25 protein-coding genes are annotated in these 25,444 nt (G+C 70.0%); 13 read left to right on the top strand and 12 right to left on the bottom strand.

The features are described 5' to 3' along the window. Positions 1-50: 50 nt before the first annotated feature. Positions 51-296 carry a DUF397 domain-containing protein gene (locus tag OG584_RS14860; RefSeq protein ID WP_405778302.1) on the top strand — a complete coding sequence of 82 codons (246 nt, stop codon included), beginning with the start codon at positions 51-53 and terminating at the stop codon, positions 294-296. A 92-nt stretch (positions 297-388) separates the two neighbouring features. Continuing rightward, positions 389-676 (top strand): DUF664 domain-containing protein, encoded by a 288-nt coding sequence (locus OG584_RS14855; protein ID WP_405778301.1) that lies wholly within the window; start codon positions 389-391, stop codon positions 674-676. On the opposite strand, the gene OG584_RS14850 is transcribed toward OG584_RS14855, so the two are convergent. After that, positions 657-1,145: an ATP-binding protein gene (locus OG584_RS14850; RefSeq protein ID WP_405778300.1), complete on the bottom strand. Its 489-nt coding sequence runs from the start codon at positions 1,143-1,145 to the stop codon at positions 657-659. The genes OG584_RS14855 and OG584_RS14850 overlap by 20 nt on opposite strands. A gap of 278 nt (positions 1,146-1,423) precedes the next feature. Between OG584_RS14850 and OG584_RS14845 the strand changes: the two genes are divergently transcribed. The 3 genes from OG584_RS14845 to OG584_RS14835 all read left to right on the top strand — a co-directional run bounded on the left by OG584_RS14845 (position 1,424) and on the right by OG584_RS14835 (position 4,643). Then, positions 1,424-2,317 (top strand): helix-turn-helix domain-containing protein, encoded by an 894-nt coding sequence (locus tag OG584_RS14845; RefSeq protein WP_405778299.1) that lies wholly within the window; start codon positions 1,424-1,426, stop codon positions 2,315-2,317. 93 nt (positions 2,318-2,410) lie between these two features. Beyond that, positions 2,411-3,868 (top strand): aldehyde dehydrogenase family protein, encoded by a 1,458-nt coding sequence (locus tag OG584_RS14840; RefSeq protein ID WP_405778298.1) that lies wholly within the window; start codon positions 2,411-2,413, stop codon positions 3,866-3,868. Positions 3,869-4,001: 133 nt separating this feature from the next. Further along, a complete protein-coding gene (locus OG584_RS14835; RefSeq protein WP_405778297.1) occupies positions 4,002-4,643 on the top strand; it encodes a PadR family transcriptional regulator in 642 nt (213 codons plus the stop codon). A gap of 27 nt (positions 4,644-4,670) precedes the next feature. On the opposite strand, the gene OG584_RS14830 is transcribed toward OG584_RS14835, so the two are convergent. Then, positions 4,671-6,092 (bottom strand): glutamate decarboxylase, encoded by a 1,422-nt coding sequence (locus tag OG584_RS14830; protein ID WP_405778296.1) that lies wholly within the window; start codon positions 6,090-6,092, stop codon positions 4,671-4,673. Positions 6,093-6,233: 141 nt separating this feature from the next. After that, positions 6,234-6,599 (bottom strand): YbjQ family protein, encoded by a 366-nt coding sequence (locus OG584_RS14825; protein ID WP_405778295.1) that lies wholly within the window; start codon positions 6,597-6,599, stop codon positions 6,234-6,236. Positions 6,600-6,755: 156 nt separating this feature from the next. Here OG584_RS14825 and OG584_RS14820 point away from each other — a divergent pair, with 156 nt between their 5' ends. Beyond that, the gene (locus OG584_RS14820) at positions 6,756-7,454 is read left to right on the top strand and encodes a DedA family protein (RefSeq protein ID WP_405778294.1); all 699 of its coding nucleotides are present in this window, start codon (positions 6,756-6,758) and stop codon (positions 7,452-7,454) included. Between the two features lie 62 nt (positions 7,455-7,516). On the opposite strand, the gene OG584_RS14815 is transcribed toward OG584_RS14820, so the two are convergent. After that, positions 7,517-9,172 (bottom strand): threonine/serine exporter ThrE family protein, encoded by a 1,656-nt coding sequence (locus OG584_RS14815; protein WP_405778293.1) that lies wholly within the window; start codon positions 9,170-9,172, stop codon positions 7,517-7,519. Positions 9,173-9,346: 174 nt separating this feature from the next. Beyond that, on the bottom strand, positions 9,347-9,841 hold the full coding sequence (locus tag OG584_RS14810; protein WP_405784078.1) for an inorganic diphosphatase: 495 nt from the start codon (positions 9,839-9,841) through the stop codon (positions 9,347-9,349). A 108-nt stretch (positions 9,842-9,949) separates the two neighbouring features. Between OG584_RS14810 and dacB the strand changes: the two genes are divergently transcribed. The 6 genes from dacB to folE all read left to right on the top strand — a co-directional run bounded on the left by dacB (position 9,950) and on the right by folE (position 17,536). Further along, positions 9,950-11,422: a D-alanyl-D-alanine carboxypeptidase/D-alanyl-D-alanine-endopeptidase gene (dacB, locus tag OG584_RS14805; protein ID WP_405778292.1), complete on the top strand. Its 1,473-nt coding sequence runs from the start codon at positions 9,950-9,952 to the stop codon at positions 11,420-11,422. Between the two features lie 138 nt (positions 11,423-11,560). Beyond that, entirely contained in the window at positions 11,561-12,703 is a 1,143-nt protein-coding gene (locus OG584_RS14800; RefSeq protein WP_405778291.1) for a zinc-dependent metalloprotease, read from the top strand. Between the two features lie 172 nt (positions 12,704-12,875). Beyond that, positions 12,876-13,967 carry a tRNA lysidine(34) synthetase TilS gene (tilS, locus tag OG584_RS14795; protein ID WP_405778290.1) on the top strand — a complete coding sequence of 364 codons (1,092 nt, stop codon included), beginning with the start codon at positions 12,876-12,878 and terminating at the stop codon, positions 13,965-13,967. 64 nt (positions 13,968-14,031) lie between these two features. Then, entirely contained in the window at positions 14,032-14,571 is a 540-nt protein-coding gene (gene hpt, locus OG584_RS14790; RefSeq protein ID WP_405784076.1) for a hypoxanthine phosphoribosyltransferase, read from the top strand. Positions 14,572-14,789: 218 nt separating this feature from the next. Next, positions 14,790-16,832, top strand: a complete 2,043-nt coding sequence (gene ftsH / locus OG584_RS14785; RefSeq protein WP_405778289.1) for an ATP-dependent zinc metalloprotease FtsH — start codon at positions 14,790-14,792, stop codon at positions 16,830-16,832. Positions 16,833-16,930: 98 nt separating this feature from the next. Then, a complete protein-coding gene (gene folE, locus OG584_RS14780) occupies positions 16,931-17,536 on the top strand; it encodes a GTP cyclohydrolase I FolE (RefSeq protein ID WP_405778288.1) in 606 nt (201 codons plus the stop codon). 392 nt (positions 17,537-17,928) lie between these two features. On the opposite strand, the gene OG584_RS14775 is transcribed toward folE, so the two are convergent. From OG584_RS14775 to OG584_RS14750, 6 genes are all read right to left on the bottom strand, one after another. Further along, the gene (locus OG584_RS14775; RefSeq protein WP_405778287.1) at positions 17,929-18,411 is read right to left on the bottom strand and encodes a DUF3180 domain-containing protein; all 483 of its coding nucleotides are present in this window, start codon (positions 18,409-18,411) and stop codon (positions 17,929-17,931) included. Positions 18,412-18,502: 91 nt separating this feature from the next. Beyond that, the gene (gene folK, locus OG584_RS14770) at positions 18,503-19,114 is read right to left on the bottom strand and encodes a 2-amino-4-hydroxy-6-hydroxymethyldihydropteridine diphosphokinase (RefSeq protein WP_405778286.1); all 612 of its coding nucleotides are present in this window, start codon (positions 19,112-19,114) and stop codon (positions 18,503-18,505) included. Beyond that, positions 19,111-19,470, bottom strand: a complete 360-nt coding sequence (folB, locus tag OG584_RS14765; RefSeq protein ID WP_405778285.1) for a dihydroneopterin aldolase — start codon at positions 19,468-19,470, stop codon at positions 19,111-19,113. Before folB ends, folK begins: the two co-directional genes overlap by 4 nt. A gap of 221 nt (positions 19,471-19,691) precedes the next feature. Continuing rightward, positions 19,692-20,165, bottom strand: coding sequence for a nuclear transport factor 2 family protein (locus OG584_RS14760; RefSeq protein WP_405778284.1), 474 nt, complete (start codon positions 20,163-20,165; stop codon positions 19,692-19,694). After that, positions 20,162-21,022, bottom strand: a complete 861-nt coding sequence (gene folP / locus OG584_RS14755) for a dihydropteroate synthase (RefSeq protein WP_405778283.1) — start codon at positions 21,020-21,022, stop codon at positions 20,162-20,164. The genes OG584_RS14760 and folP overlap by 4 nt, the downstream gene beginning before the upstream one ends. A gap of 180 nt (positions 21,023-21,202) precedes the next feature. Continuing rightward, a complete protein-coding gene (locus tag OG584_RS14750; protein ID WP_405778282.1) occupies positions 21,203-23,035 on the bottom strand; it encodes a phosphatidylglycerol lysyltransferase domain-containing protein in 1,833 nt (610 codons plus the stop codon). 150 nt (positions 23,036-23,185) lie between these two features. Here OG584_RS14750 and OG584_RS14745 point away from each other — a divergent pair, with 150 nt between their 5' ends. Further along, a complete protein-coding gene (locus OG584_RS14745; protein ID WP_405778281.1) occupies positions 23,186-24,298 on the top strand; it encodes an alpha/beta hydrolase in 1,113 nt (370 codons plus the stop codon). Here the strand turns inward: OG584_RS14745 and OG584_RS14740 are convergent. Further along, on the bottom strand, positions 24,285-25,430 hold the full coding sequence (locus tag OG584_RS14740; protein WP_405778280.1) for an ABC transporter ATP-binding protein: 1,146 nt from the start codon (positions 25,428-25,430) through the stop codon (positions 24,285-24,287). The two genes, OG584_RS14745 and OG584_RS14740, sit on opposite strands and share 14 nt — an antisense overlap. Positions 25,431-25,444 lie beyond the last annotated feature (14 nt).

Below are 25,444 nucleotides of genomic sequence, written 5' to 3'. Positions count from 1 at the left end.
TTGTGTCCGTCCTTCTCTACTCCTTACTTCTGCACTTCCGGGAGCGACCTGTGCACCACGCGTACAACGGCATGGCGTCCGCGGAGCTTCACGGGGTCATCTGGCAGAAGAGCGAGCTGAGCAACTCGCAGGGCTCCTGTGTGGAGTTCGCCAGACTGCCGGGCGGGGACGTCGCGGTACGCAACTCACGTCACCCGGACGGCCCGGCGCTCGTCTACACGCCGGCCGAGATCGCGGCGATGCTGCACGGGGCGAAGGCGGGGGAGTTCGACCACCTCGTGGCCGAACAGGGCTGACCAGCGGGCGGGTACGGATCGTGCCTGCCCCGGGCAACGGGTCCGCCGAGTGGTCTGTCGCTCGCCCTCGCCGTCGTGGAAGGGCGCCGCGTATGAGTACGACTCCGGACGCACGGTTCGTCCCACCGCCCCGTGCCGGTGAACGCGGCATGCTCGAAGCCCGGCTGGACTGTCACCGGGCCACGCTCGCCCTGAAATGCCAGGGGTTCGACGACGCCCGGCTGCGGCACGCCCCGGTGCCGCCCTGGGCCGTGACGCTGCTGGGTCCGGTCCAGCATCCGGCCGGGGTGGAACGCGCCTGGCTGCAGCGGGTGTTCGCGGGGCGCGATCTTCCCCTGGTGTACGAGGCGGCGGCGCCGGTCACTCCCCCTGGAGCCTGAACAGCGCCCAGACCACCTTGCCGTGCAGGGTTCCCGCCAGCGGGTGCCAGCCCCAGCTGTCGGCGAACGAGTCGACCAGGAAGAGTCCGCGCCCCGATTCGGCCGAGAAGTCGTCCGACGGCCGGGCGGCGGGGGCGCCGTCGCTGGGGTCGCGGACCGCGCACACCAGACGCGAGGTCCAGCGCATCAGATGCAGTCGTACCGGGGCGTCCCGGTCGTGCGGGGCATCGGCGGGCAGGGCGTGGCGCAGAGCGTTGGTGACCAGTTCCGATACGACCAGCGCGACATCGTCGAACCGCTCGCCGAGGCTCCACGACGTGAGCGTCGATCTGGTGAAGTGTCTCGCGCCCCGCACCGCGTCGAACCTCGCCGGCAGCGCACAGGAAGCGGAACTGGACACGGCCGAGGGATCGATGGGAGGAAGCCCCTGCCTTAACGGCTCGAGCATGGTCGATCCATTCGTCCCCATGCGAGGCACTCCCCGGTTTCGCGGCCGTAGCCAGCGTGCGGTGGTACGAGAACGCAGGTGCGCGAGGCCCATCGTTGCGAATGCGCACAGCAGATGCAAGGGCAGATGCACGTGCACGCGCCGGACTTGGGGCGCCCCGTGATGGTTCTGGTGTATTTCTTCTTGCGCTCTTCTTCCGGACCGCGTGTCGGCTTTGCTCTTTCTGTAATCGATCGAGTACAGGGTGAAGCGTTTTAGTGGCAGACTGCCCTCCACGTCACGACCGGGAGGGTTGGAAAGTGTCAGCAGGTGAGTCCTGGGGGTCGTCCCAGACGCTGAGCACCGGAGGAGGCTCCGTCGTCCGCCGGATCCTCCTGGGCTCGCAGCTCAGACGGCTGCGCGATTCGCTCGGGATCACCCGTGAGGCCGCCGGGTACTCGATCCGGGCCTCCGAATCCAAGATCAGCCGCATGGAGTTGGGACGGGTGAGCTTCAAGTCCAGGGACGTCGAGGATCTGCTCACGCTCTACGGAGTGGTCGATGCGACCGAGCGCGAAGCGCTGCTGGGGCTGGCCAAGGAGGCCAACCTCGCGGGCTGGTGGCACAGTTACGGCGACGTACTGCCCGGCTGGTTCCAGACGTACATCGGTCTCGAAGGCGCCGCTTCGCTGATCCGCGCGTACGAAGTGCAGTTCGTTCACGGCCTGTTGCAGACCGAGGCGTACGCCCACGCGGTCGTCAGCCGGGGCAATCCCACCGCCTCGTCGGCCGACATCGACCGCCGGGTCGCGCTGCGCCTGGAGCGTCAGAAGGTCCTGGTGGCCGAGCACGCTCCCCGGTTCCACGCCGTGCTCGACGAGTCGGCGCTGCGCCGCCCGTACGGAGAACGCAGCGTGATGCGCGGCCAGTTGGAGCACCTCATCGAGATCTCCGAGATGCCGAATGTCACCCTCCAGGTGATGCCGTTCAGCTTCGGAGGCCACGCCGGGGAGAGCGGGTCGTTCGCCATGCTGCGCTTCTCCGAGTCCGACCTCTCGGACCTGGTGTATCTGGAGCAGCTGACCGGATCGCTGTATCTGGACAAGCGCGAGGAAGTCGACCAGTACGAGCGGGCGATGGGCCAGCTCCAGCAGGACAGCCCGCCCCCCGAGGACGCCCGCTCGATCATCAGGGACATCCTCCGTACCGCCTGAAACGCACGTACGATGACATGTCATCAGGCCTTTGGCGTCATGTCATCTGCGCGCGCGGCTGCGGCAGTTGCGGCTGCGGCAGTTAGGGATTCCATGTCCTTCTTCAGCGAGCTGGCTCTTCAGTACATCGACGGTGAGTGGAAGCCGGGCAGCGGCTCCTGGGACATCATCGACTTCAACCCGTACGACGGGACGAAGCTGGCCTCGATCACGGTGGCCACCGCCGCCGAGGTGGACCAGGCCTACCGAGCTGCCGAACGCGCCCAGGAGACCTGGGCCGCGACGAACCCCTACACCCGCCGCACCGTCTTCGAGCGTGCGCTGCGCATCATCGAGGAGCGCGAGGACGAGATAGCCGGGGCCATCGTCGCCGAGCTGGGCGGTACCCGCCTCAAGGCGGCCTTCGAGCTGCATCTCACCAAGGAGTTCCTGCGCGAGGCCGTACAGCTGGCGCTGCGTCCGGAGGGGCGCATCCTCGCCTCACCGGTCGACGGCAAGGAGAACCGCGTCTACCGGGTTCCCGTCGGCGTCGTGGGTGTCATCAGCCCGTTCAACTTCCCCTTCCTGCTCTCCATGAAGTCGGTCGCCCCCGCGCTGGCGCTCGGCAACGCCGTTGTCCTCAAGCCGCACCAGAACACCCCGGTCTGCGGCGGCACCCTGGTGGCGAAGGTGTTCGAGGAGGCGGGACTGCCGTCCGGCCTGCTGAACGTCGTGGTCACCGACATCGCCGAGATCGGCGACGCACTGCTCACCCACCCCGTGCCGAAGGTCATCTCCTTCACCGGTTCCGACAAGGTCGGCCAGCACGTCGCCACGGTCTGCGCGGCGCACTTCAAGCACTCCGTCCTGGAACTCGGAGGCAACAGCGCGCTGATCGTGCTGGACGACGCGGACATCGACTACGCGGTCGACGCCGCGGTCTTCAGCCGGTACGTGCACCAGGGCCAGGTCTGCATGGCCGCGAACCGCATCCTGGTGGACCGCAGGGTGGAGCGGGAGTTCACCGAGAAGTTCGTCGCCAAGGTGCGGACTCTCCGGACGGGCGACCCGGCCGACCCCGCGACCCATATCGGCCCGCTCATCAACCTCTCGCAGGCAGAGGCGGTGACCTCGGTCGTCGAGCAGGCGGTGGCCGCCGGAGCGACGGCCCTGGTGCACGGGCGGGCGGAGGGGAGCCTGGTCTCGCCGTCGGTGCTGACCGGCATGGCCCCCGACTCGCCCGTCCTTCAGCAGGAGATCTTCGGCCCGGTGGCGCTGCTCGTCCCGTTCGACGGGGAGGACGAGGCAGTCCGCATCGCCAACGACACCCCGTACGGGCTGAGCGGCGCGGTGCACACGGGGGACGTGGAGCGCGGTGTCCGCCTGGCCCGACGGGTCCGTACCGGAATGATCCACATCAATGACGGCACCGTTCACGACGAGCCGATCGTCCCCTTCGGCGGCGAGAAGCGCTCCGGGCTCGGGCGGCTGAACGGCGACTCGGTGGTCGACGCCTTCACCACGCAGCAGTGGATCTCGATCCAGCACGGCCGCAGCGGCTTCCCGTTCTGAGCGACCGCGCGGGCGGCGGCGGGCGCCTGGCCGGTCGACCGGGCCCAGGGCGGCCGGCCGGGCAGCCCCTGAGGGTCGCGGTGCCAGGCCACCCGGGCGGGCACAGTGCGAGGACCCCTTTAGGCTGGCCCGCATGTCAGCGATCCGTCTGCTCGTACTCGGAGCGGTCCGCCAGCACGGGCGGGCACACGGCTACCAGGTCCGCAACGACCTGGAGTACTGGGGCGCCCACGAGTGGTCCAACGCCAAGCCGGGGTCGATCTACCACGCCCTGAAGCAACTGGCGAAACAGGGCATGCTGCTGGCTCACGAGATCGCTCCGAGCACCGCGGGCGGCCCGCCCCGTACCGAGTACGAGATGACGGAAGCAGGACGGGAGGAGTACCTGAGGGTGCTCCGCGAGGCGCTGGTCACCTACGACCAGAAGACCGACGTGATGTCGGCGGCGCTCGGCTGCATCGTCGACCTGGAGCGGGCCGAGGCCGTGGGGCTCCTGAAGGTGCGCGTACAGGCGATGGAGGCCTGGCGGGCCTCGGTCACCGAGCACTACATCCCCGAGGACGGCCCCCAACAGCTCGGCCACATCGGCGAGATCATGGACTTCTGGGTGCACACCGCGGACGCCGGGGCTCAGTGGACGCGCGGCCTCATCGAGCGCATCGAGGGCGGCGCGTACGTCTTCGCCGGCGAGGGAGCACCGTTCGTGGGCATCCTCGCCGACGGTGAGGAGAACCCGTACGCGAGCGGTGAGCCGCACCCGGGGGACAGCGACTGACGGGTGCGGCCCGCCGCGGGGCGCGGGTCAGTGGTGGAACGCGGTGGCCTCCGCCTTGCTCCGCTCCGACGGGCCGGACTGGCGCCGCAGTTCCGGCAGCAGGGACTCCAGATCGCCCATCAGCAGATCGGCCAGGTCCTCCGAGAACCCGTTGCGGCACACCACCCGCAGCACCGAGAGGTCCTGCCGGTTCTCGGGGAAGGTGTAGGCGGGCACCAGCCACCCCCGCTCGCGCAGCCGCCGTGACACGTCGAACACGTCGAAGCTCGTGGTGTCCCGCGCGGTGGTGAAGGCGAAGACGGGCAGTTCGTTGCCCCGGGTGAGCAGCCGGAAGTCGTCCAGCGCCTCGATCCGGCGGGCGAGCCCCTGTGCCACGTCCCGCGTCGACTGCTGAACGGCCCGGTACCCCTCCCGGCCGAGGCGCAGGAACGTGTAGTACTGCGCCACCACCTGGGCGCCCGGCCGGGAGAAGTTGAGTGCGAACGTCGGCATGTCGCCGCCCAGGTAGTTGACCCGGAAGACCAGCTCCTCGGGCAGTTCCTCGGCGGAGCGCCACAGCGCCCAGCCGACGCCCGGGTAGACCAGCCCGTACTTGTGGCCCGATGTGTTGATCGACGAGACCCGCGGCAGCCGGAAGTCCCAGACCAGGTCCTTGTCGAGGAAGGGGGCGACCATCGCGCCCGACGCCCCGTCGACATGGACGGGGATGTCCAGGCCGGTGCGCTCCTGGAGGGCGTCCAGGGCCGCGCAGAGTTCAGCGACCGGCTCGTACGAACCGTCGAAGGTGGAGCCGAGCACGGCCACCACCCCGATGGTGTTCTCGTCGCAGAGGTCCGCCGCGGCCTGCGGGTCCAGGTGGTAGCGGTCGCCCTCCATGGGGACCTGCCGCGCCTCGACCTCCCAGAAGTTGCAGAACTTCTCCCAGCAGACCTGGACGTTGACACCCATCACGAGGTTCGGCCGGGCGGTGGCCGGATAGCGGTCCGCGTTCCGCTTCGCCCAGCGCCGCTTGAACGCCATGCCCGCGAGCATGCACGCCTCGCTCGATCCGGTCGTGGAACAGCCCACGGTGGCCGAGGGGTCCGGCGCGTGCCACAGGTCGGCGAGCATGGCCACACAGCGCCGCTCCAGCTCGGCCGTGCGCGGGTACTCGTCCTTGTCGATCATGTTCTTGTCCCGGCACTCCGCGAGGAGTACGCCGGCCTGCGGCTCCATCCACGTCGTGACGAACGTGGCCAGATTGAGCCGGGAGTTGCCGTCCAGCATCAGCTCGTCGTGGACCAGCTGGTAGGCGCTCGACGGCGGCAGCGGGCTGTCGGGGAGCCGGTGCTTGGGCGGGGCCGTGTCCATACCGCCGACCGGGTTCGCCTCGCCGAAGAAGGGATTGACGGCGACGGTGGGCTGTTTCGCGGAGTCCCCGGACTCGTTCGCGCCTCGGTGCAGTCCCATGATTCGCGCTCGCCTTCCTCCGGGCGGTGGCCCTTTGCTCCGCCCCTCGTCGCGACAATACGGACAAAAGGCGTGAGTGGCTCGCCGGGTTGCGGCTACGGGGTGGTGCGGCCCGGAGCGCGGGGCCGCACCACCGCGCCTTCAGGCCTTGCTGATGACGACCGCCGTGCCGTACGCGCACACCTCGGTACCGATGTCGGCCGCCTCGGTGACGTCGAACCGCATCGCGAGCACACCGTTGGCACCGCGGGCGCGTGCCTGCTCGATCAGCCGGTCCATCGCCTGGTTGCGGGTCTCCACCAGGGTCTTCGTCAGCCCCTTGAGCTCGCCGCCGATCATCGACTTCAGGCCGGCGCCGATCTGACTGCCCAGATGACGGGAGCGGACCGTGAGACCGAACACCTCGCCGATCACCTGCTGAACCGTGTGTCCGGGTACGTCGTTCGTCGTGACGACCAGAACGTCGGCCTGGGGCGACTGGCCACCGCCGTAATCCTCGATGCTCATCCGGCATCACCTCCTGGTGATCACTTTGCCCGAAAATCCCTGGATCGCACCCCTGCGGACGGGATGGAACGAGTGACCCGCCGTGCGCGTTGATAACTTTGGCCAGCCATTACCCGCATGGCACCCATGCCGACTGACCCCAGGAGCCCGGAACCCGTGACTACTCTCGCGCTCGGACCGAGCTGGATGGACCCGGACTACCTGATCAGCACCTTCGGGGTGGCGGGCCTCCTGGCGATCGTCTTCGCCGAGTCCGGGCTGCTGATCGGCTTCTTCCTGCCGGGCGACTCACTGCTGTTCACCAGCGGTCTGCTGGTCACCACCGGCAAGCTCGGCACCCCGCTCTGGCTGCTGTGCGTGCTGGTCGCCGTCGCCGCGGTCGCGGGCGACCAGGTCGGGTACCTGTTCGGCCGCAAGGTGGGGCCCTCGCTCTTCCGGCGCCCGGACTCCAAGCTCTTCAAGCAGGAGAACGTCGAGAAGGCGCACGAGTTCTTCGAGAAGTACGGCCCGAAGTCGCTGGTGCTGGCCCGCTTCGTACCCATCGTGCGGACCTTCACGCCGATCATCGCGGGTGTGAGCCGGATGAACTACCGCTCGTTCGTGATCTTCAACCTCATCGGCGGCACGCTCTGGGGCGTGGGAGTCACCCTGCTCGGCGCGGGGCTCGGCAAGATCGCGTTCGTCAACGCGCACATCGAGCTGATCCTCGTCGCGGTCGTACTGGTGTCGGTGGTGCCCATCGCGATCGAGTACCTCCGCTCACGCGGCAAGGCGAACCGCGAGGGCGTACGGGGTGCGGACGCCCCGGAGGGCCGCGGCCCGGCGACACAGCGCCGCCGGCACGCCAAGCGGTAGGACGCCGGGGCGGGAAGGCCGCGTACGAACGGGGTCCGGCGCGGTGCGGCCGCCCCGGAGCCTCAGAACCCGCGGGTCCGCTTCGCCGCCCGGCGCTGGCCGCCGACCACGCCGGGTGCCCGCATGAAGAGCCGGGAGATCTCACCGCCGAGGTTCACGCCGACCGCGATGGCCAGTGCCAGGGCGGCCGCCTTGGTCAGCGAGGCCAGCCCCTTGTTGAGGTCGCTGTGCGCGATGTACAGCATCCCGAAGTACGTCGCGGAACCCGGCAGCAGCGGCCCGATCGCGGCCGTGACGTACGGCAGCGCCGACGCGTACCGGTAGCGCGAGAAGAGCTGCCCGAACAGCCCCACGAGACCGGCCGCGATGGCGGTGGACGGCACCGGTGAGATGTGTCCCGCGTAGTGCAGCGCCCCGTAGACGATCCAGGCCACACCGCCGTTCAGCGTCACCATCAGGACCGTGGAGCGGTCCTGCTGGAGCAGGATCGCGAAGGCGAACGTCAGCAGCATCGCGGCGAGGATCTGGACGACGGGCCGGTTGACGCCCGTCAGCGCCGCCTCCGCGTCCAGCTGGTCCGCGCCCAGCTGCAGCCCCAGCGAGATCACGATCAGCACCCCGATGACGATCGAGATGAAGAAGTAGATGACTTCGAGCAGTCGTGCGGAGGCGGTGATGTAGTAGCCGGTCAGACCGTCCTGGACGCCCGCGACCAGTGCCCGCCCCGGCAGCAGCGCGAAGAGCCCACCGGTGATCACCGCTGAGGCGCGCAGATCGGGCACGTCCGCGAGGGTGAGCGCCACCCCCACCGCGGCCGGGGGCATCGCGGCCACCGAGAACTGGTAGAACTCGGGCAGTCCGCGCCCGGCGAGGAGCCAGGCCAGCCGGTCGCCCGTCATCGCGCCCACCATCGCCGCGAGGAAGACCAGCGCGCCACCGCCGACGAGCACGGACGCCGCCCCGGCGAGCAGACCGTTCGCGGTCGTCAGCGCCCAGCCCGGATACGGGTGGCGGTTACGGCGGATCCCGGCCAGACCGCGGTACGCCTCCTCCAGCGAGACGTCGACGTCCTCGGACGTGATGTCGTCGATGAGGTGGTAGACGGCCGCCAGACGGGTGTAGTCGGTGCCGCGCCGGCGTACGGTGCGGCTCGCGGTCACCGGGTCGTCGACCAGCGACGGCTGGTGCGAGATCGACAGCAGCGTGAAGGTGACGGTCGGCTCGCAGCGCTCCAGCCCGTAGGCCTGCGTGACGCCGAACATCGCCGCTTCCACGTCCTCGGCGCCCTCACCTCCGGCGAGCAGCAACTCCCCGATACGCAGGGTCAGGTCGAGCACACGCGGTACGGCGGGCCCGGAATCGTCGTCCTGCTTCTGCGCCGCCTCCACCGTGGGCCGCTCATGGACCGGGATCCGCAGCATGGTGCGCATCCGGTCCTGCCAGGGCGCTTCCTTGGACAGCTTGACCATGGGGAAGCCGTGGGCCGGGGTGAAGGCGGGCGGTGAGCCCTGGGCGCTGTACGTCTGCGGTGGGGTGAAGGCGGACCCCTCGGTTTCCGGGGGAGCCTCGGCGGCCAGCCCCTTCGGCACCGCGAACTCCGATGTGGTGGAGGAGTCCTCGGGGGCCACGGCCCCTGTGCCCGTCGGCGGTACGAAAGCGCTCCGTACCTCGTCCGACTGCGGCTTGCGGTCCTCGGGACCGTCCGTCTCAGCCACCACTCGCTCCGCTCCCACCTCTTCCGTACCTGATCAGCGCCTGCCCAGTATGCGCACGGATACCGGCACCGCCGCCTCAGGACGCACTACGGGCGGTGCGCCCCCGAAGGGAAGCACCGCCCGCAGGAGCAGTCCTGGTGCGGGGCGGCCGGCGCCCCGTACCGCTTCAGCTGTGGATCAGTGCGAGCCGCCCTGGTCCTGGAGGCGCTTGTACGAGTTCTCGACCTCGGCCTCGGCGTCGGCACGGCCGACCCAGTCGGCGCCCTCGACGGACTTGCCGGGCTCCAGGTCCTTGTAGACCTCGAAGAAGTGCTGGATCTCCAGGCGGTCGAACTCCGACACGTGGTGGATGTCGCGCAGGTGCTCCACCCGGGGGTCGGACGCCGGGACACAGAGCAGCTTGTCGTCGCCGCCCGCCTCGTCGGTCATCCGGAACATGCCGATCGTGCGGCACTTGATGACACAGCCGGGAAAGGTCGGCTCGTCCAGCAGGACGAGGGCGTCCAGCGGGTCGCCGTCCTCGCCGAGGGTGTTCTCGACGAATCCGTAGTCCGCGGGGTAGCTGGTCGAGGTGAAGAGCCGACGGTCCAGACGGATCCGGCCGGTCTCGTGGTCCACCTCGTACTTGTTCCGCGAACCCTTCGGAATCTCGATGGTGACGTCGAACTCCACGGGTGGCTCCTCCATGATCAACACGAACTTCGGGTGGTGCTGCGTCCTGCCGGACCGGCCGGGCGCCGCGCGTGCGGCAAACGCAGTGGTTAAGTGTCCCCCACGACGATGTGTGATCGCGAAAGGGGCTGCTCCGAGGTGCCGGTGCCGAAGGTGACGACATGGCAACTCTCGGCGGGTTCCGCCGTGATCGGTCTCGCGCTCGCGGCCGGGCTGATCGCGGCGTCCGGACCCTGGGACTCAGGTCAGCGTAAGGCCGAGCGGGACTGGGCCGCCGCCAGGGACCGTACAGGTGGCGCAGATCACGGGCCCACCGCACACCGCGTATCCCCGGCGCCCGCGCCCAGCGCACCCGGTGTGCTGGCGGCACTCGGCAGCAGCGCGGCACCCACCGGCAAGGGACTCGGCAAGGCGCTCGGCGGTCTGATGGACGACCCGGCGCTCGGCCGCACCTCCGGCGGGGTGGTGATCGACGCCGCCACCGGCCGGACGCTGTACGGGTCGGACGCGGACCGGCCCATGACCCCCGCCTCCACGGTGAAGCTGGCGACCATGGTCGCCGGGCTCTCCGCGCTCGGCCCCGACCACCGCATCGCCACCACCGTCACCGCGAGCCCCGACGGCAAGCGGCTGACCCTCAAGGGCGGCGGCGACCCGACCCTGGACCGGGACGGGCTGCGGACGCTCGCCGACGACACGGCCAAGGCGCTGCGCGCCAGGGGCGTCAGCTCGGTCCGCGTCACCTACGACACCTCGCTCTACTCGGGGCCCCTGCTGCACCCCATCGGCCCCAACGACAACATCGCCCCGGTCAGCGCCCTCATGACGGACGAGGGAAGGCTGGACGGCGAACCCTCCGGCCAAGCGGGGAGCGGACCGGAGGCGGCCGACCACGGGCCGGCCCCGCGCACCGGCGACCCGGCGGGCGACACGGCCCGCACGTTCGCCTCGTTGCTGGCCGACCGGTCCGTGCACGCCACCGGCAAGCCGTCGCCCGGCAAGCCGCCCAAGGACGCGAAGCCGGTGGCCAGGACGTACTCGGCGCCGCTGTCGGCACTGGTCGAGCGGGCGCTCACCAACAGCGACAACGACATCGCGGAGGCCGTCGCCCGGCAGACCGCGCTCGCCGCGCACGAACCCGCGAGCTTCGCGGGCGCGGGCCGGGCCGTCCGGGCGCAGCTGAAGAAGCTCGGCCTGCCCCTGGGCGGCGCCCGCTTCGCCGACGGCAGCGGACTCGACCGGCAGGACAAGGTCTCGCCGACCCTGCTGGCCACGCTCCTCACCCGGGCGGGCGACCGGGCCCACCCCGAACTGCGCCCGGTCCTCACCGGACTGCCGGTCGCCGGATTCACCGGCACACTCGACGGCCGCTACACGGACCCGTCGGGTGCGGGCGGTCTGATCCACGCCAAGACAGGCACTCTCACCGGCGTGAACACCCTGGCCGGAACGGTGGTGGACGCCCGGGGCAGGCTGCTGGCCTTCGCGTTCATGGCATCGGACACGACGTCACCGACCGCTGCCCAGTCCGCCCTGGACCGGCTGGGCACGGCGGTCGCGTCCTGCGGCTGCGCGGGCTGACAGGCCCGGCGCCCATCGCCCGGCTCCTCCCACGGGCCCACCGCGGCCCGCCGGGGCGCGGCCGCGGTCCGGCCATGAGCGGCGGGCAGCCCGTGCAACACCTCACCGTCCGCCGATCCGAGAACGTACGGTTGACGCATGACGCGCATCGGTGGTGCCGAGATGGTCGACTGGAACCTCGCCACGACGACCGCGACCCGCTTCGCGAAGCAGGGTCCGGACGTCAGCAGGGAGGAAGCCCGTGCGGTGGTGGCGGAGCTGCGCAGGCACGCCAAGTCCGCCGAGGAACATGTCCGGGCCTTCACCCGGATGATTCCCGACGGCACGGACCTGGAGGACACGCCTGTCCTCGTGGTGGACCGTGCGGGGTGGGTGAAGGCCAACGTCGCCGGGTTCCGTGAAGTCCTCAAGCCCCTGCTCGAGAAGATGCAGGACCGGCGTGGCGGGACGCCGGGCGGCGCCGTGCTCGGCGCGGTCGGCGGCAAGGTCACCGGCGTGGAGCTGGGCATGCTGCTGTCCTTCCTCTCCTCCCGGGTGCTCGGCCAGTACGAGACGTTCGCCCCCGCCGGCCGTGACCTGCCCGGGACGGGCACCGGCGGCCGGCTGCTCCTGGTCGCGCCGAACATCGTCCACGTGGAGCGCGAGCTGGAGGTCGATCCGCACGACTTCCGGCTCTGGGTCTGTCTGCACGAGGAGACCCACCGCACCCAGTTCACGGGTGTGCCCTGGCTGCGCGATCACCTGGAGGGCGAAATCCAGTCGTTCCTCGCGGAGACCGAGGTCGATCCGATGACCGTCCTGGAGCGGCTGCGTGAGGCCGCACAGTCGTTCGCCGGCAACCGTCCGGCTGACGCCGATGGCGAGGACGGAGACAGCGGCAGCTCACTCGTCGAGCTGGTCCAGACCCCCGCCCAGCGGGAGATCCTGGGCCGGCTCACCGCGGTGATGTCGCTCCTCGAAGGGCACGCGGACTTCGTGATGGACGGAGTCGGCCCGCAGGTGGTGCCGTCGGTCAACGAGATCCGCGAGAAGTTCCAGAAGCGCAGGGCGCAAGGGGCGGGCCGCCTCGACCAGGCACTTCGCAAGCTGCTCGGCCTGGACGCCAAGCTCCGTCAGTACCGTGACGGCGAGCGCTTCGTACGGGCCGTGGTCGAGGAGGTCGGCATGGACGGCTTCAACCGCGTCTGGACATCGCCGAACACGCTGCCCACCAAAGCGGAGATCGCCAAGCCGGCGGACTGGATCGCGCGGGTGCACGGTAAGGGCGATGCCGCGCTCTGACCCGTCCCACGGCAGAAGTACGCCGCCGTAATCACCCATCCGAGGGACCGTGGGCAAGGAGTTGGCGTGCGATGCTCGGGTATCGGCTCGGTTCTGTCACCATCTATGCACTCTGTGTGACGCAACCCTCCTCCCGAGGCACCCCCCTCAACTCCACCGAAGGGCACCGGATATGGGTCCCCATCCTGCGGTCGCAGCGATACGCCTGGCGGTCCGCCGCGTACTCCACGACGTACTCAACGAACAGACGGCCATCAACGAACACCCGGCAACCGGCGGGCAGTCCGGGCTCCCGGCAGCGGGCCCGCACTCCCCGGGCGCGCACCCGGGAGACGCCCCGTCCGAGCGGTACCGGCCACTGGTGCTGGTCGCCTGCTCCGGTGGCGCCGACTCCATGGCGCTCGCGTCCGCCCTGGCCTTCGAGGCCCGCAAGCTCGCCGTCCGCGCGGGTGGCGTGACCATCGACCACGGACTCCAGGACGGCTCGGACTCACGCGCCGCCGAAGTCGTCTCCCGTCTCGCGGGCCTCGGGCTCGACCCCGTGGACTCCGTCGCCGTGACGGTCGGCAGGGCCGGCGGCCCCGAGGCGGCGGCCAGGGACGCCCGGTATGCCGCGCTCGACGCCCTGGCCGAGCGCCACGGCGCCGCCGCCGTCCTCCTCGGCCACACCCGGGACGACCAGGCGGAAACCGTTCTGCTCGGCCTCGCCCGCGGTTCCGGCATCCGGTCCCTGTCCGGTATGGCGGCCGTCTCGGGGGCGGCCGGGCGGTACCGCAGGCCCTTCCTCCACCTCGACCGGCAGACGGCCCGCAAGGCATGTCTCGTCCAGCACCTCCCCGTCTGGGACGACCCGCACAACGCGGATCCCTCGTACACCCGCTCCCGACTGCGCCACGAAGGCCTGCCCGCCCTGGAGAAGTCGCTGGGCAAAGGGGTCGTCGAAGCGCTGGCCCGCACCGCCCGTCTCTCCCGCGACGACGCCGACGCGCTGGACGCCTGGGCCGCGAACGCCGAAGAAGCCTCCAGGGACGAGTCGGGGCAGCTGGAGTGCGCCAAGCTCTACGCCCTGCCGCCCGCCGTCCGCAGCCGGGTGCTGCGCCGTTCCGCCATCGCCGCCGGTGCGCCGGCGGGTTCCCTCTTCGCCCGCCACATCGAGGAGATCGACCGGCTGATCACCGGCTGGCGCGGGCAGGGAGCCATCAACCTCCCCGGCCGGGTGGAGGCTCAACGGCAGGGTGGCAGACTGGTTATCCGGCAAGGCTGACGCAGAGCTGCGCCGCAAGCCGAAGCACAAGCAACTGAAAGTGGCCCGGGTGAACGAGAAAGACATGGGCACCGACCTCGCGTCGGTGCTCATCACCAAGGAAGAGATCGACGCCAAGCTCGGGGAGCTGGCAGCGAAGATCGACGCGGAGTACGCGGGCAAGGATCTGCTGCTCGTCGGTGTTCTCAAGGGCGCCGTGATGGTGATGGCCGACCTGGCCCGTGCGCTGTCGACGTCGGTCACGATGGACTGGATGGCGGTGTCGTCGTACGGCGCGGGCACCCAGTCGTCGGGTGTCGTCCGGATCCTCAAGGACCTGGACACCGACATCAAGGGCAAGCACGTGCTGATCGTCGAGGACATCATCGACTCGGGTCTGACTCTTTCCTGGCTGCTGTCGAACCTCGGATCACGTGAGCCCGCCTCGCTGGAGGTCTGCACACTGCTCCGTAAGCCGGATGCGGCAAAGGTCTCGCTCGATGTGAAGTGGTCCGGGTTCGATATTCCGAATGAGTTCGTTGTCGGTTATGGACTCGATTACGCCGAGAAGTACCGCAATCTCCCCTTTGTCGGAACGCTGGCTCCGCACGTCTACGGCGGCTGACAGCCCGTCCGGCCCTGTCGGACGGCCCGGCATTCAGCCGTGAGCCGAACGGGAACCCTCACCTATTTCCCGCCGTTGGAGCAGGGGAAGGCGGGTTCATCGGCACTCCCGTGAGGTCGCGGGCGGCAATGCTGGGGTACCGTCCGAAGAACAGTCTTTACTCACAGCAGCATTTACCTACGGGCAGGAGGGACGGGGCGTAGTTCCGCCCCGTATGGATGGACGTGAAGCGATACTTCCGTGGGCCGGTCATGTGGATCGTGCTGGCCGTCCTCGCCGTGGTCGTGTTGATGCAGGTCGTCGGCTCGTCGGGCGGCTACAAGTCAGTGGACACCTCTAAGGTCGTCCAGGCGATCGACAAGAACCAGGTCGAGCAGGCCAAGGTCACGACTGGTGACGAGAACGTCATCAAGATCGAGATGAAGAACGGCCAGAAGCTAAACGGCGAGTCGGGCGGCAAGTTCCAGGCGAACTACATCGGCGACGCACAGGGCACTGCCCTCGCCGCCAAGCTGCAGAGCAAGGTCGACAGCGGCGACATCTCGAAGGGCTACACGGTTTCGCCGTCGAAGCAGAACCCCTTCGTCGGGATCCTGCTGTCACTGCTGCCCTTCGTACTCATCGTCGTGGTCTTCCTGTTTCTGATGAATCAGATGCAGGGCGGCGGCTCCAAGGTCATGCAGTTCGGCAAGTCAAAGGCCAAGCTGATCACCAAGGACACCCCCAAGACGACCTTCTCCGATGTGGCGGGGTCCGACGAGGCTGTCGAAGAGCTCCATGAGATCAAGGAGTTCCTGCAGGAGCCGGCGAAGTTCCAGGCCGTCGGCGCCAAGATCCCCAAGGGCGTCCTGCTGTACGGGCCGCCCGGAACGGGCAAGACGCTTCTCGCGCGCGCTGTAGCGGGCGAGGCGGGTGTCCCGTTCTACTCGATCTCAGGTTCCGACTTCGTCGAGATGTTCGTCGGTGTCGGTGCCTCCCGAGTGCGTGACCTCTTCGAGCAGGCCAAGGCGAACGCTCCGGCGATCGTCTTCGTCGACGAGATCGACGCTGTCGGCCGGCACCGCGGTGCGGGCCTCGGCGGTGGCCACGACGAGCGCGAGCAGACACTGAACCAGCTGCTCGTCGAGATGGACGGCTTCGACGTGAAGGGCGGCGTCATCCTGATCGCCGCCACCAACCGGCCCGACATCCTGGACCCGGCACTGCTGCGTCCCGGCCGTTTCGACCGGCAGATCGCGGTCGACCGTCCGGACATGCTCGGCCGGCTGGCGATCCTCAAGGTTCACCAGAAGGGCAAGCCGGTCGCCCCGGACGTCGATCTGGGCGCCGTAGCCCGTCGTACGCCCGGCTTCACCGGTGCCGACCTGGCCAACGTGCTGAACGAAGCCGCGCTCCTCACGGCGCGCGGCAACCACAAGCTCGTTGACAACGAGGCACTGGACGAGGCGATCGACCGTGTCGTGGCGGGCCCGCAGAAGCGGACCCGGATCATGTCCGACAAGGAGAAGAAGATCACCGCGTACCACGAGGGCGGACACGCCCTGGTCGCGGCGGCTTCTCCCAACTCGGACCCGGTCCACAAGATCACGATCCTGTCCAGAGGCCGGGCCCTCGGTTACACGATGGTCCTGCCCGACGAGGACAAGTACTCGACCACGCGTAACGAGATGCTCGACCAGCTCGCGTACATGCTGGGCGGGCGCGCGGCCGAGGAGCTCGTTTTCCACGACCCGACCACGGGCGCGGCGAACGACATCGAGAAGGCGACGTCCACCGCTCGCGCGATGGTCACGCAGTACGGCATGACCGAGCGCCTGGGCGCGATCAAGTTCGGTGGAGACAACACCGAGCCGTTCGTCGGCCGGGAGATGGGTCATCAGCGCGACTACTCGGAAGAGGTCGCGGCGCTGGTCGACGAAGAGGTCAAGAAGCTCATCGAGACCGCGCACAACGAGGCCTGGGAGATCCTCGTCGAGAACCGCGACGTTCTCGACAACCTGGTCCTCCAGCTCCTCGAGAAGGAGACGCTGAACAAGGAGCAGATCGCTGAGGTCTTCTCCGGCATTGTGAAGCGTCCGGCCCGCCCGGCGTGGACCGGCTCCAACCGGCGTACGCCTTCGACGCGCCCGCCGGTGCTCTCGCCGCGGGAGCTGGCGCTCACCAACGGCGCCGTGGGTGCGGTCACCACGGGCACCAACGGTGCGACACCCTCGGACGGCGGCGGCGTCGAGGCCGTCCCCGAGGACCGGCCGGAGAGCTGAACCGCAGCTCTTCTCCCCGGCAAGCCCCGGAATGCATGCCGCACCCCCCAGGTTCTAGCCTGGGGGGTGCGGCATTTTCTTTGAGAAGCGAGGAATCGATGACCGACCCGATTACGCTGGACGGCGCGAGCCGGATCCGCGAGTTCGACGAGAAGCGGGCCGAGAATGCCGTCAGGGAGCTTCTCATCGCCGTCGGGGAGGACCCGGACCGCGAGGGCCTGCTGGAGACTCCGGCCCGGGTGGCGCGCGCGTACCGGGAGATTTTCGCCGGACTGCGGCAGAAGCCCGAGGACGTACTGACGACTACGTTCGACCTCGGCCACGACGAGATGGTCCTGGTCAAGGACATCGAGGTGCAGAGTCACTGCGAGCACCATCTGGTGCCGTTCACCGGAGTCGCCCACGTCGGCTACATCCCGTCGTCCGACGGGAAGATCACCGGCCTGTCGAAACTCGCCAGGCTCGTCGATGTCTTCGCCCGGCGTCCCCAGGTACAGGAGCGGCTGACCACGCAGGTGGCGGAGTCGCTGATGAAAATACTGGAGCCGCGCGGGGTGATCGTGGTCATCGAGTGCGAGCACATGTGCATGACGATGCGGGGAGTCCGGAAGCCGGGGGCCAAGACGATCACCTCGGCGGTCCGGGGCCAGCTCCGCGACCCCGCCACCCGGGCCGAAGCGATGAGCCTGATCATGGCCCGCTGATCACGGCCGGCCGGAGAGGGACCGTGGGCTGAACAGACCCGGAGCCGGAGGCCCTGGGCCGGGCCCAGGGCCTCCGGGACCGCTGGCTGAACCGGCTCAGGGCTGAACCGGCCCAGGGCTGGGCACTCCTGCTGGACATACCTGGGGCCGGGCGGACCCGGCGGGCCGGGCAGGACGTGGTCGCGGTCCTGAGGGCGCTCCCGTCGTCCCTGGTGGGTCGGCGCACGGCGTCGGATGCGTTGCATCGCAAGGCGGAGGGACGTTCGCGTACTGGAGCCGGACCGGACGTATTCGTGCGTTCCGACGACGCGGCGTGGGGGGCGCCCCGGCCGCTGAGGCTCGGGGAGTGCCGTAGCTGTCGCCGTGCGCCCGCCAGGGGCGACGGGACAGCCTCAGACGGCTGCTCCCTGGCCGTTGTGGTCCTCGTCGTCCGGGAGCTTGCACACCCGCTCCAGGAAGAAGGCCGCGGCGACGACCGCTACGCCCGCCACCAGTGAGAAGCCGGCGTAGATGGCCTGGTCCCGGCGGGCCGGGTCGTCCAGGTGGCTGAGCAGGTAGACCCCGGTGCCGCCGTACATCCCGCAGACCAGCGCCGCCACCAGCGCGCTGGCCTGGGCGAAGACGACCGCTCGGGCGGCCATCAGCGGGTCCACGCCCTTCGCGCCGGGGCGGCGCTCCCGCTGGGCCCGCAGCCGGGCGCGGAGCGAGAGCGCCGTAGCGAGCAGGACCACCGCGATGGCCGCCAGGACGATGGGCGCCGCGAGCGGCACGCTCGGCAGGGTGCCCACCGTGTTCCAGAGCCGGGCGCCCGCCCAGGAGAGCACTCCGGCGACGACGAACAGGCCGGCCAGTACACCGAGCCGTAGTTGCTTCACGTGACTCTGCTCTTCCTTGTCTGCCCTGATCGCGGCCGGCCGCTCCGGTGCCCGGCCGCCCAAGCGCCCGGACCCCCCCAGAGGCTAACGCCTAGTCGGGCAGGCAGAGTTCCAGATCGGCTCGGGCCAGCACACCTTCGCTGCCGACCACCGTCAGCAGCTCGGCGACCGGGCCACGGCCGGGTACCTCGGCAGCAGGGTCGACGTCGTGCCACGGAACCAGCACAAAGGCCCTCTGGTGCGCGCGGGGATGCGGGAGGGTCAGCACCGGATCGTCGGAGACCACATCGGCGTACGACAGGATGTCCACGTCGATGGTGCGCGGGCCCCAGCGCTCTTCACGCACCCGGTCGAAGGCCTCCTCGATGGCCTGGCCGCGCTCCAGGAGCGATTCGGGGGGCAGCGTCGTCTTCACGACGACCACGGCGTTGAAGTACGAGGGCTGCGAACCGGGGTCGACGCCCCAGGGCTCCGTCTCGTACACCGGGGAGACGGCCTTGACCCGCAGGCCCGGGGTGTCCTCCAGGGCGTCGATGGCGCCCTGGAGGGTCTCCAGCCGGTTGCCGAGGTTGGCGCCGAGGGAGATCACGGCCCGTTTCGGATTGGACAGCGTCACATCCGCCGCATCGACCTGGGCGACCACGGAGGCCGGTACCGGCTGTACGGTCGGGTCGCTCTGCGCCCCACTGGGATACACGGTCATACTCGGCTCCGGATGATGGTGATGGTCACGTCGTCGAAGGGGACGGTGATCGGGGCATCCGGCTTGTGCACGATCACCTCGACCTCCTCGACACCTTCGTGCTTGAGGCACTGCTGGGCGATCCGCTCGGCCAGGGTCTCGATCAGATCGACCGGTTCGCCCCGGACGACGTCGACGACCTCCTCCGCCACGACGCCGTAGTGCACGGTCTTCGTCAGGTCGTCGTCGGCCGCCGCAGGGCGGGTGTCGAGGCCCAGCACCAGGTCCACGATGAAGGTCTGGCCCTCCTCGCGCTCCCTCGGGAAGACGCCATGGTTCCCACGGGCCTTGAGGCCGCGCAGCGCGACACGATCCACGCGAATCACTCCTGCTGTTCGTCGGTAGGCGGGCCGGCGCCGAATGCGGTCGGCACGGCCCACACATTCGAATCTACCTGCGACTACCGACAGCACCCGGTCACGGGGGCTGTGGTCATGGTTCTGGGTGGGTGATATTCGCCCCTACCCTCGCCGGTGGAAACGAACCCTGTGAAGGGGCCGGCCCACTCAGGCGGGTGACAGCCCGCTCAGGTGCCCGCTCAGGCGGGCGTCGCGTCGCCCTCGTCCGCGGCCTCTCCGCCCTCTTCGCCCTCACCGGTCTCGGCGAGTACGGGCGAGCCGTGGTGGGACCAGAGTTTCCAGCCCTCGGGCGTCCTGCGGAACGTGTTGGTTGCCACAACGAGCTGCCCGACCAGCGGGCCCAGCTCACCGGCCTCCTCCGCGGGGCCGCCGCTGAGGATGTTCTCCGTGCAGGTGACCAGAGCGGTGTCGTCGGCGACGTTGACCACCACATCGGTCAGGAAGAACTGGATGTACTCGGTGTTCGCCATGATCAGCGCATAGGACCTGAGTACGTCGCCGCGCCCGGTGAGCACCGGCCAGCCGGGGTGGACGCAGGAGATCTCGTCCTCCAGCCAGAGCGTGGAGAGGACATCGAAGTCGCCCCGCTCCATCGTCTCGTAGAAGGCCGTGTTGGCGAGCTCGACCTCTTCCACATCGGTGGCGGCGGTCATGCGGCGCCCTCGACTGCCCGTGCCACACGGACCGCGTCGGCCGTGGCGCGCACCTCGTGGACCCGGACCGCCCAGGCGCCCGCCTGGGCGGCGAGCGCGGAGACCGCGGCGGTGGCCGCGTCCCGCTCGCGGGCGGGCGGCGGGGTGGCACCGTCCCGCGCCAGTACGCGGCCGAGGAAACGTTTGCGGGAGGCGGCCACCAGCAGCGGGCGCCCGAGCGTGTGCAGCTCCGCCAGGCGGGCGACGAGCGCCAGGTCGTGCTCGGCGTCCTTGGCGAAGCCGAGGCCCGGGTCGACCACGATCCGCTCGGGCGCGATCCCTCCCGCGACCGCCGCTTCCACCCGGGCGCGCAGCTCGGTGAGGACCTCGCCGACCACGTCCGCGTAGACCGCACGGGCGGCCATCGACTCGCTGAAGCCGCGCCAGTGCATCACCACGAAGGGGGCTCCGGCGGCGGCGACCACCGGGACCATGGCGGGGTCGGCGAGCCCGCCGCTCACGTCGTTCACCAGGACGGCACCCGCCCCGACCGACTGCTCGGCGACGGAAGCCCGCATGGTGTCGACCGAGACGGTGACGCCCTCGGAGACCAGTCCGCGTACGACGGGCACGACCCGGCGCAGCTCCTCGTCGGCGTCGACACGGCTGGCGCCGGGGCGGGTGGACTCGCCGCCCACGTCGACCAGGTCGGCGCCCTGGGCCACCAGGTCGAGGCCGTGTTTGACCGCGGCGTTGGTGTCGAACCAGCGACCGCCGTCGGAGAAGGAGTCGGGCGTCACATTGACGACGCCCATGACCGCGCAGCGGTCCCACTCCGGCAGTCCTGCCACCCGGCCCCGCCCGTGCAACGTACTCATGACCCCCAGCCTAGGGGGTGTCCCCGGAGTCGCGCCGGGCCCGGATGCCGGTGGTCACACGGTCGGGGAGGCGGACGGCGGGGCCGGGACCGGGGGACATGGGCCGCGGGCGGGCGGTCACCTGGGCGGTGGCGGCCCGCGGGGGCCGGCCGGTGGTGGCGGCCCGGTCCCCGCGGCGCGTTACGCCGCCCGTGCCCCGCTCTCGCCGCCGGTCCCCGTGAGGTGGACGCACGGACGCCCGGTCACCCGCTCGCGCCGTGAGAACGGCCACGGCAGTCCCAGGTTCACGAAGCCCTCGGCCTGCATCGCCGCGAAGCCGATGCGCGGCAGATCGCCGGTGTTGCGGAAGACCACGAACCGCGGCTCCCAGCGCGGCTGGAACTTCGCGTTGAACTTGTACAGCGACTCGATCTGGAACCAGCGGGAGAGGAAGACGAGCAGCCCCCGCCAGCCCCGCAGGACCGGGCCCGCGCCGATCTTCTCGCCGCGGGCGAGCGCCGAGCGGAACATGGCGAAGTTGAGGGAGACCCGCTCCACGCCGAGCCCGGGGGACGCCTCCAGAGCCGCGACGATCAGAAGCTCGTTCATGCCGGGGTCGGCGGCCCGGTCGCGGCGCATCAGCTCCAGCGACATCCCGTCCGTGCCCCACGGCACGAAGTGGATGATCGCCTTCAGGTCGCCGAAAGGTGACTCGGGCCCGTCGGCCTTGTGGGCGGTGGCGATGACGCAGTCCCCGTCGCCGGGGTCACCGATCCGGCCGAGTGCCATCGAGAATCCGCGCTCCGTGTCCGTACCCCGCCAGGCCGCGGCGGCCGCCCTGATCCGCTCCAGCTCGACGTCGCCGACGTCACGGACGCGCCGGACCCGCGTCTCGTAGCCACCGCGCTCGATGCGCTTCACCATCTGGCGTACGTTGCGCATCGCCCGCCCGGCGAGGGAGAAATCCACCACATCCACCACCGCCTCGTCCCCGAGTTCCAGCGCGTCGAGGCCGGTCTCACGGGTCCAGACCTCACCGCCGGTCTCACTGCACCCCATCACCGCCGGGGTCCAGGAGTGCAGCTTGGCCTCGTCCATGAAGCGTTCGATCGCGCCGGGCCACGCCTCGACGTCGCCGATGGGGTCACCGCTGGCGAGCATCACCCCGGAGACGACCCGGTAGCAGACGGCCGCCTTTCCGCTGGGTGAGAAGACGACGCCCTTGTCGCGGCGGAGGGCGAAGTGGCCGAGCGAGTCACGGCCGCCGTGCTTCGCCAGCAGGGCCCGCAGCTGCTTCTCGTCCTCGTCGGTGAGGCGCGCCGCCGGGTGTTCGGGCCGGAAGGCCAGATAGATGGTGGTCACAGCGGTGAGCAGCCCCAGGGCGCCGAGCGAGTAGGCAACGGTCGACGACGTGCTGCCCTGGTACTCGACCGGACCCTCGAAGCCGAAGAGGCCGTACAGCACGTGCTGGAGGCGGTCCGCGATGCTGGGGCTGCCGACCACCCGTCCCGGGTGGACGCTCACGATGACCAGGCCCAGGCCCAGCGACCCCGCGCCCAGCACCACGAAGTTGGCGAGCGCCTTCCACCGGCTGCGCGGGTCGGGCAGCGCGTCGAACTCGGTGCGATGGCGTACGACGAGCGTCAGCAGGACCAGCGAGATGAGCACCCCGACGATCGAGTGCCGGTAGCCGAACTGCGCCACGGCGCCGATGGGCAGCAGCACCACGGCGGCCCGCCAGGCTCTGCGTTTACGGCGTTTGAGGCCGTGGGCGAGGAGAAGCAGAAGCACCCCCACGCAGAGCGCGAGAGCCGCGGTGAACGGGCCGAGCGCACCGGGCAGCACCTCGGCGACGGTATGCATCCGGCTGTGCCGGAACCGGGGGAAGGCCCCGCCGGCGATATCGAGAAGGCCGACGACCGTGCAGGCCGTGCCGACCAGGGCGGGGACCACCTCGGGGCGGGGGCCCCGGAAGATCCGTCGAACACTCTTCGGAACCATTACCGACTTTTCCCCATCTACCGGCACAGACATCGCTTCCCACGGCTCCACGAGAGGTTCTCTGTCCGCCGGTCGCCGGAGTCGGCGCAGCATCCGGACATTTTGTGTCCTCTAGGACGTCAATCACGGGGAGCGGGTTCATCCGTCACCCGGAAATTCTCTCCGCAGAAAGCTCGACTACCCATGGGTCTCACCAGCCACAAGGTTCTGGCGCTCGCAGCACTGCTCGCCGTCGTCCTGTTCGCCGCGACGATCTGGCTCTGGCCGCGGCTCGCACGGCGCAGCGGCCGGGCGGTGGCCGGGCGGATCGGCCTGTTCCTGGCGACCCAGGTGGCGGTCTTCGCCGCGGTCGGGCTCATGGCCAACAACTCCTTTCTCTTTTACGGCTCCTGGGCCGATCTCTTCGGCCAGGAGCAGGCGCCCGGCGTGGTCGTCGACCACGACGCGGGCAGCCGTCACGTCCAGGTCGTGGGGAGGGAGGGCCTGGAGGTCGCCGGCGGCACCGAGCCGGCGGTCGCGGGGCAGATACAGAAGGTGGTGATACAGGGTCGGACGTCGAAGATAGCCAGCTCCGCGTACGTCTATCTGCCACCCCAGTATTTCCAGCCGGCGTACAGCAAGCGAACGTTTCCGGCGGCCGTCGTGCTGACGGGATACCCGGGCACCGCGGAGAACCTGATACACGGACTGCACTACCCGAGAACCGAGTTCGAGCAGCTCGGGGCCGGGAAGATGCGCCCCATGGTCCTGGTGATGCTGCGGCCCACGGTGGCCCCGCCGCGGGACACCGAGTGCGTGGACATAAAGGGCGGACCGCAGAGCGAGACGTTCTTCGCCAAGGACCTGCCGGGGGCGGTGGGGAGCACGTACCGCGTCGGTCACGGGCCCCGGAGCTGGGGCTTCATCGGGGATTCGACCGGCGGCTACTGCGCGTTGAAGCTGGCGATCCATCACCCGGGCGTGTACGGGGCGGGGGCGGGGCTCTCGGCGTACTACCGCGCGGCGGAGGACCCGACGACGGGCGATCTCTTCCACGGCGACGGCCGGGAGCGGCGCCGGGCGGATCTGATGTGGAGCCTGGACCACCGGCCGGCCCCGCAGACCTCACTGCTCGTCACGACCAGCAGGAAGGGCGAGGGGAACTACCGCAACACCATGCGGTTCATGGACAAGGTGAAGCCGCCCACCCGGCTCTCGTCGATCACCCTGACGAGCGGTGGGCACAACTTCAACACCTGGCGCCGCGAGATACCCGCCGGGCTCGTATGGCTGAGCCAGCGGCTCAACGGCCGCTGACGGTCTCCAGTTCCACCTCGTCGCGCGCGATGTCCCGGGCGTCGGCCGCGGTGGAGCGGCGCAGCGCCTCGTGCAGCCGCGCGGGGGTCAGCGCCCCCAGGAACCGGCCCGCGCCCTCCTCGTCGATCACCGCGACCCAGCCGGCGTCGTACTGGAGCATGGTGGCGAACGCCCGCTTGAGCGAGGCCCCGACGGGCAGCCGGGCCTCCATCCGGCGGGCGTGTTCGCGCACCGTGCCCTTGGCCGTCGCGGCCTGGGCGGCGGAGATCCAGCCGTGCAGATTCTCCTCCCGGTCCAGGACGACCGCCCAGCCCGGAAGGGTGGCGGGCAGCGGGTCGTCGAGGTGGACGACCGGAGGCTGTTCCAGGTCGCCGGGTTCGATCGGGGTGACGGAGAGCCGCTTGAGCCCGCGGTCCGCGCCGACGAAGTCCGCTACGTAGGGGGTGGCGGGGGCGCCGAGCACCGCGGCCGGGGCGTCGAACTGCTCGATCGTCCCCTGCCCGTACACAGCGATGCGGTCGCCGAGCCGCACCGCCTCCTCGATGTCGTGGGTGACGAACAGAACGGTCTTGCGGACCGACTTCTGGAGGGCGAGGAACTCGTTCTGGAGGCGCTCGCGCACGACCGGGTCGACCGCGCCGAACGGCTCGTCCATCAGGAGCACGGGCGGATCGGCGGCCAGCGCGCGCGCCACGCCGACCCGCTGGCGCTGGCCGCCGGACAGCTGCTCGGGGTAGCGGCCGCCGTAGACGGACGGGTCGAGGCCCACCAGGTCGAGGAGTTCGGCCGCCCTGGCGCGTGCGGTGGCGCGCTTGACGCCCAGCAGGTGCGGGACCGTCGCGGTGTTGTCGAGCACTGTCTTGTGCGGGAAGAGCCCGACCTGCTGGATCACATAGCCGATCCGGCGCCGGAGTTCGACGGGGTCGACCGCGGATATGTCGTCCCCGTCGATGAATATCCGGCCTCCGGTCGGCTCGATGAGCCGGTTGACCATCTTCATCGTCGTGGTCTTCCCGCAGCCGGACGGTCCGACGAGCGTGACCAGTTCGCCCTCGGCGATCTCGAAGGAGAGGTCGTCGACGGCGGTGGTGCCGTCGGCGTACCGCTTGGTGACGTTTTCGAATCGGATCATGATTCCCCATTGTG

The sequence above is a fragment of the Streptomyces sp. NBC_00859 genome (genome assembly GCF_045161865.1).
Classification (GTDB): domain Bacteria; phylum Actinomycetota; class Actinomycetes; order Streptomycetales; family Streptomycetaceae; genus Streptomyces.
The sequence above is the reverse complement of the archived record's forward strand: the minus strand, read 5'-3'. Positions and strand labels throughout refer to the sequence as shown.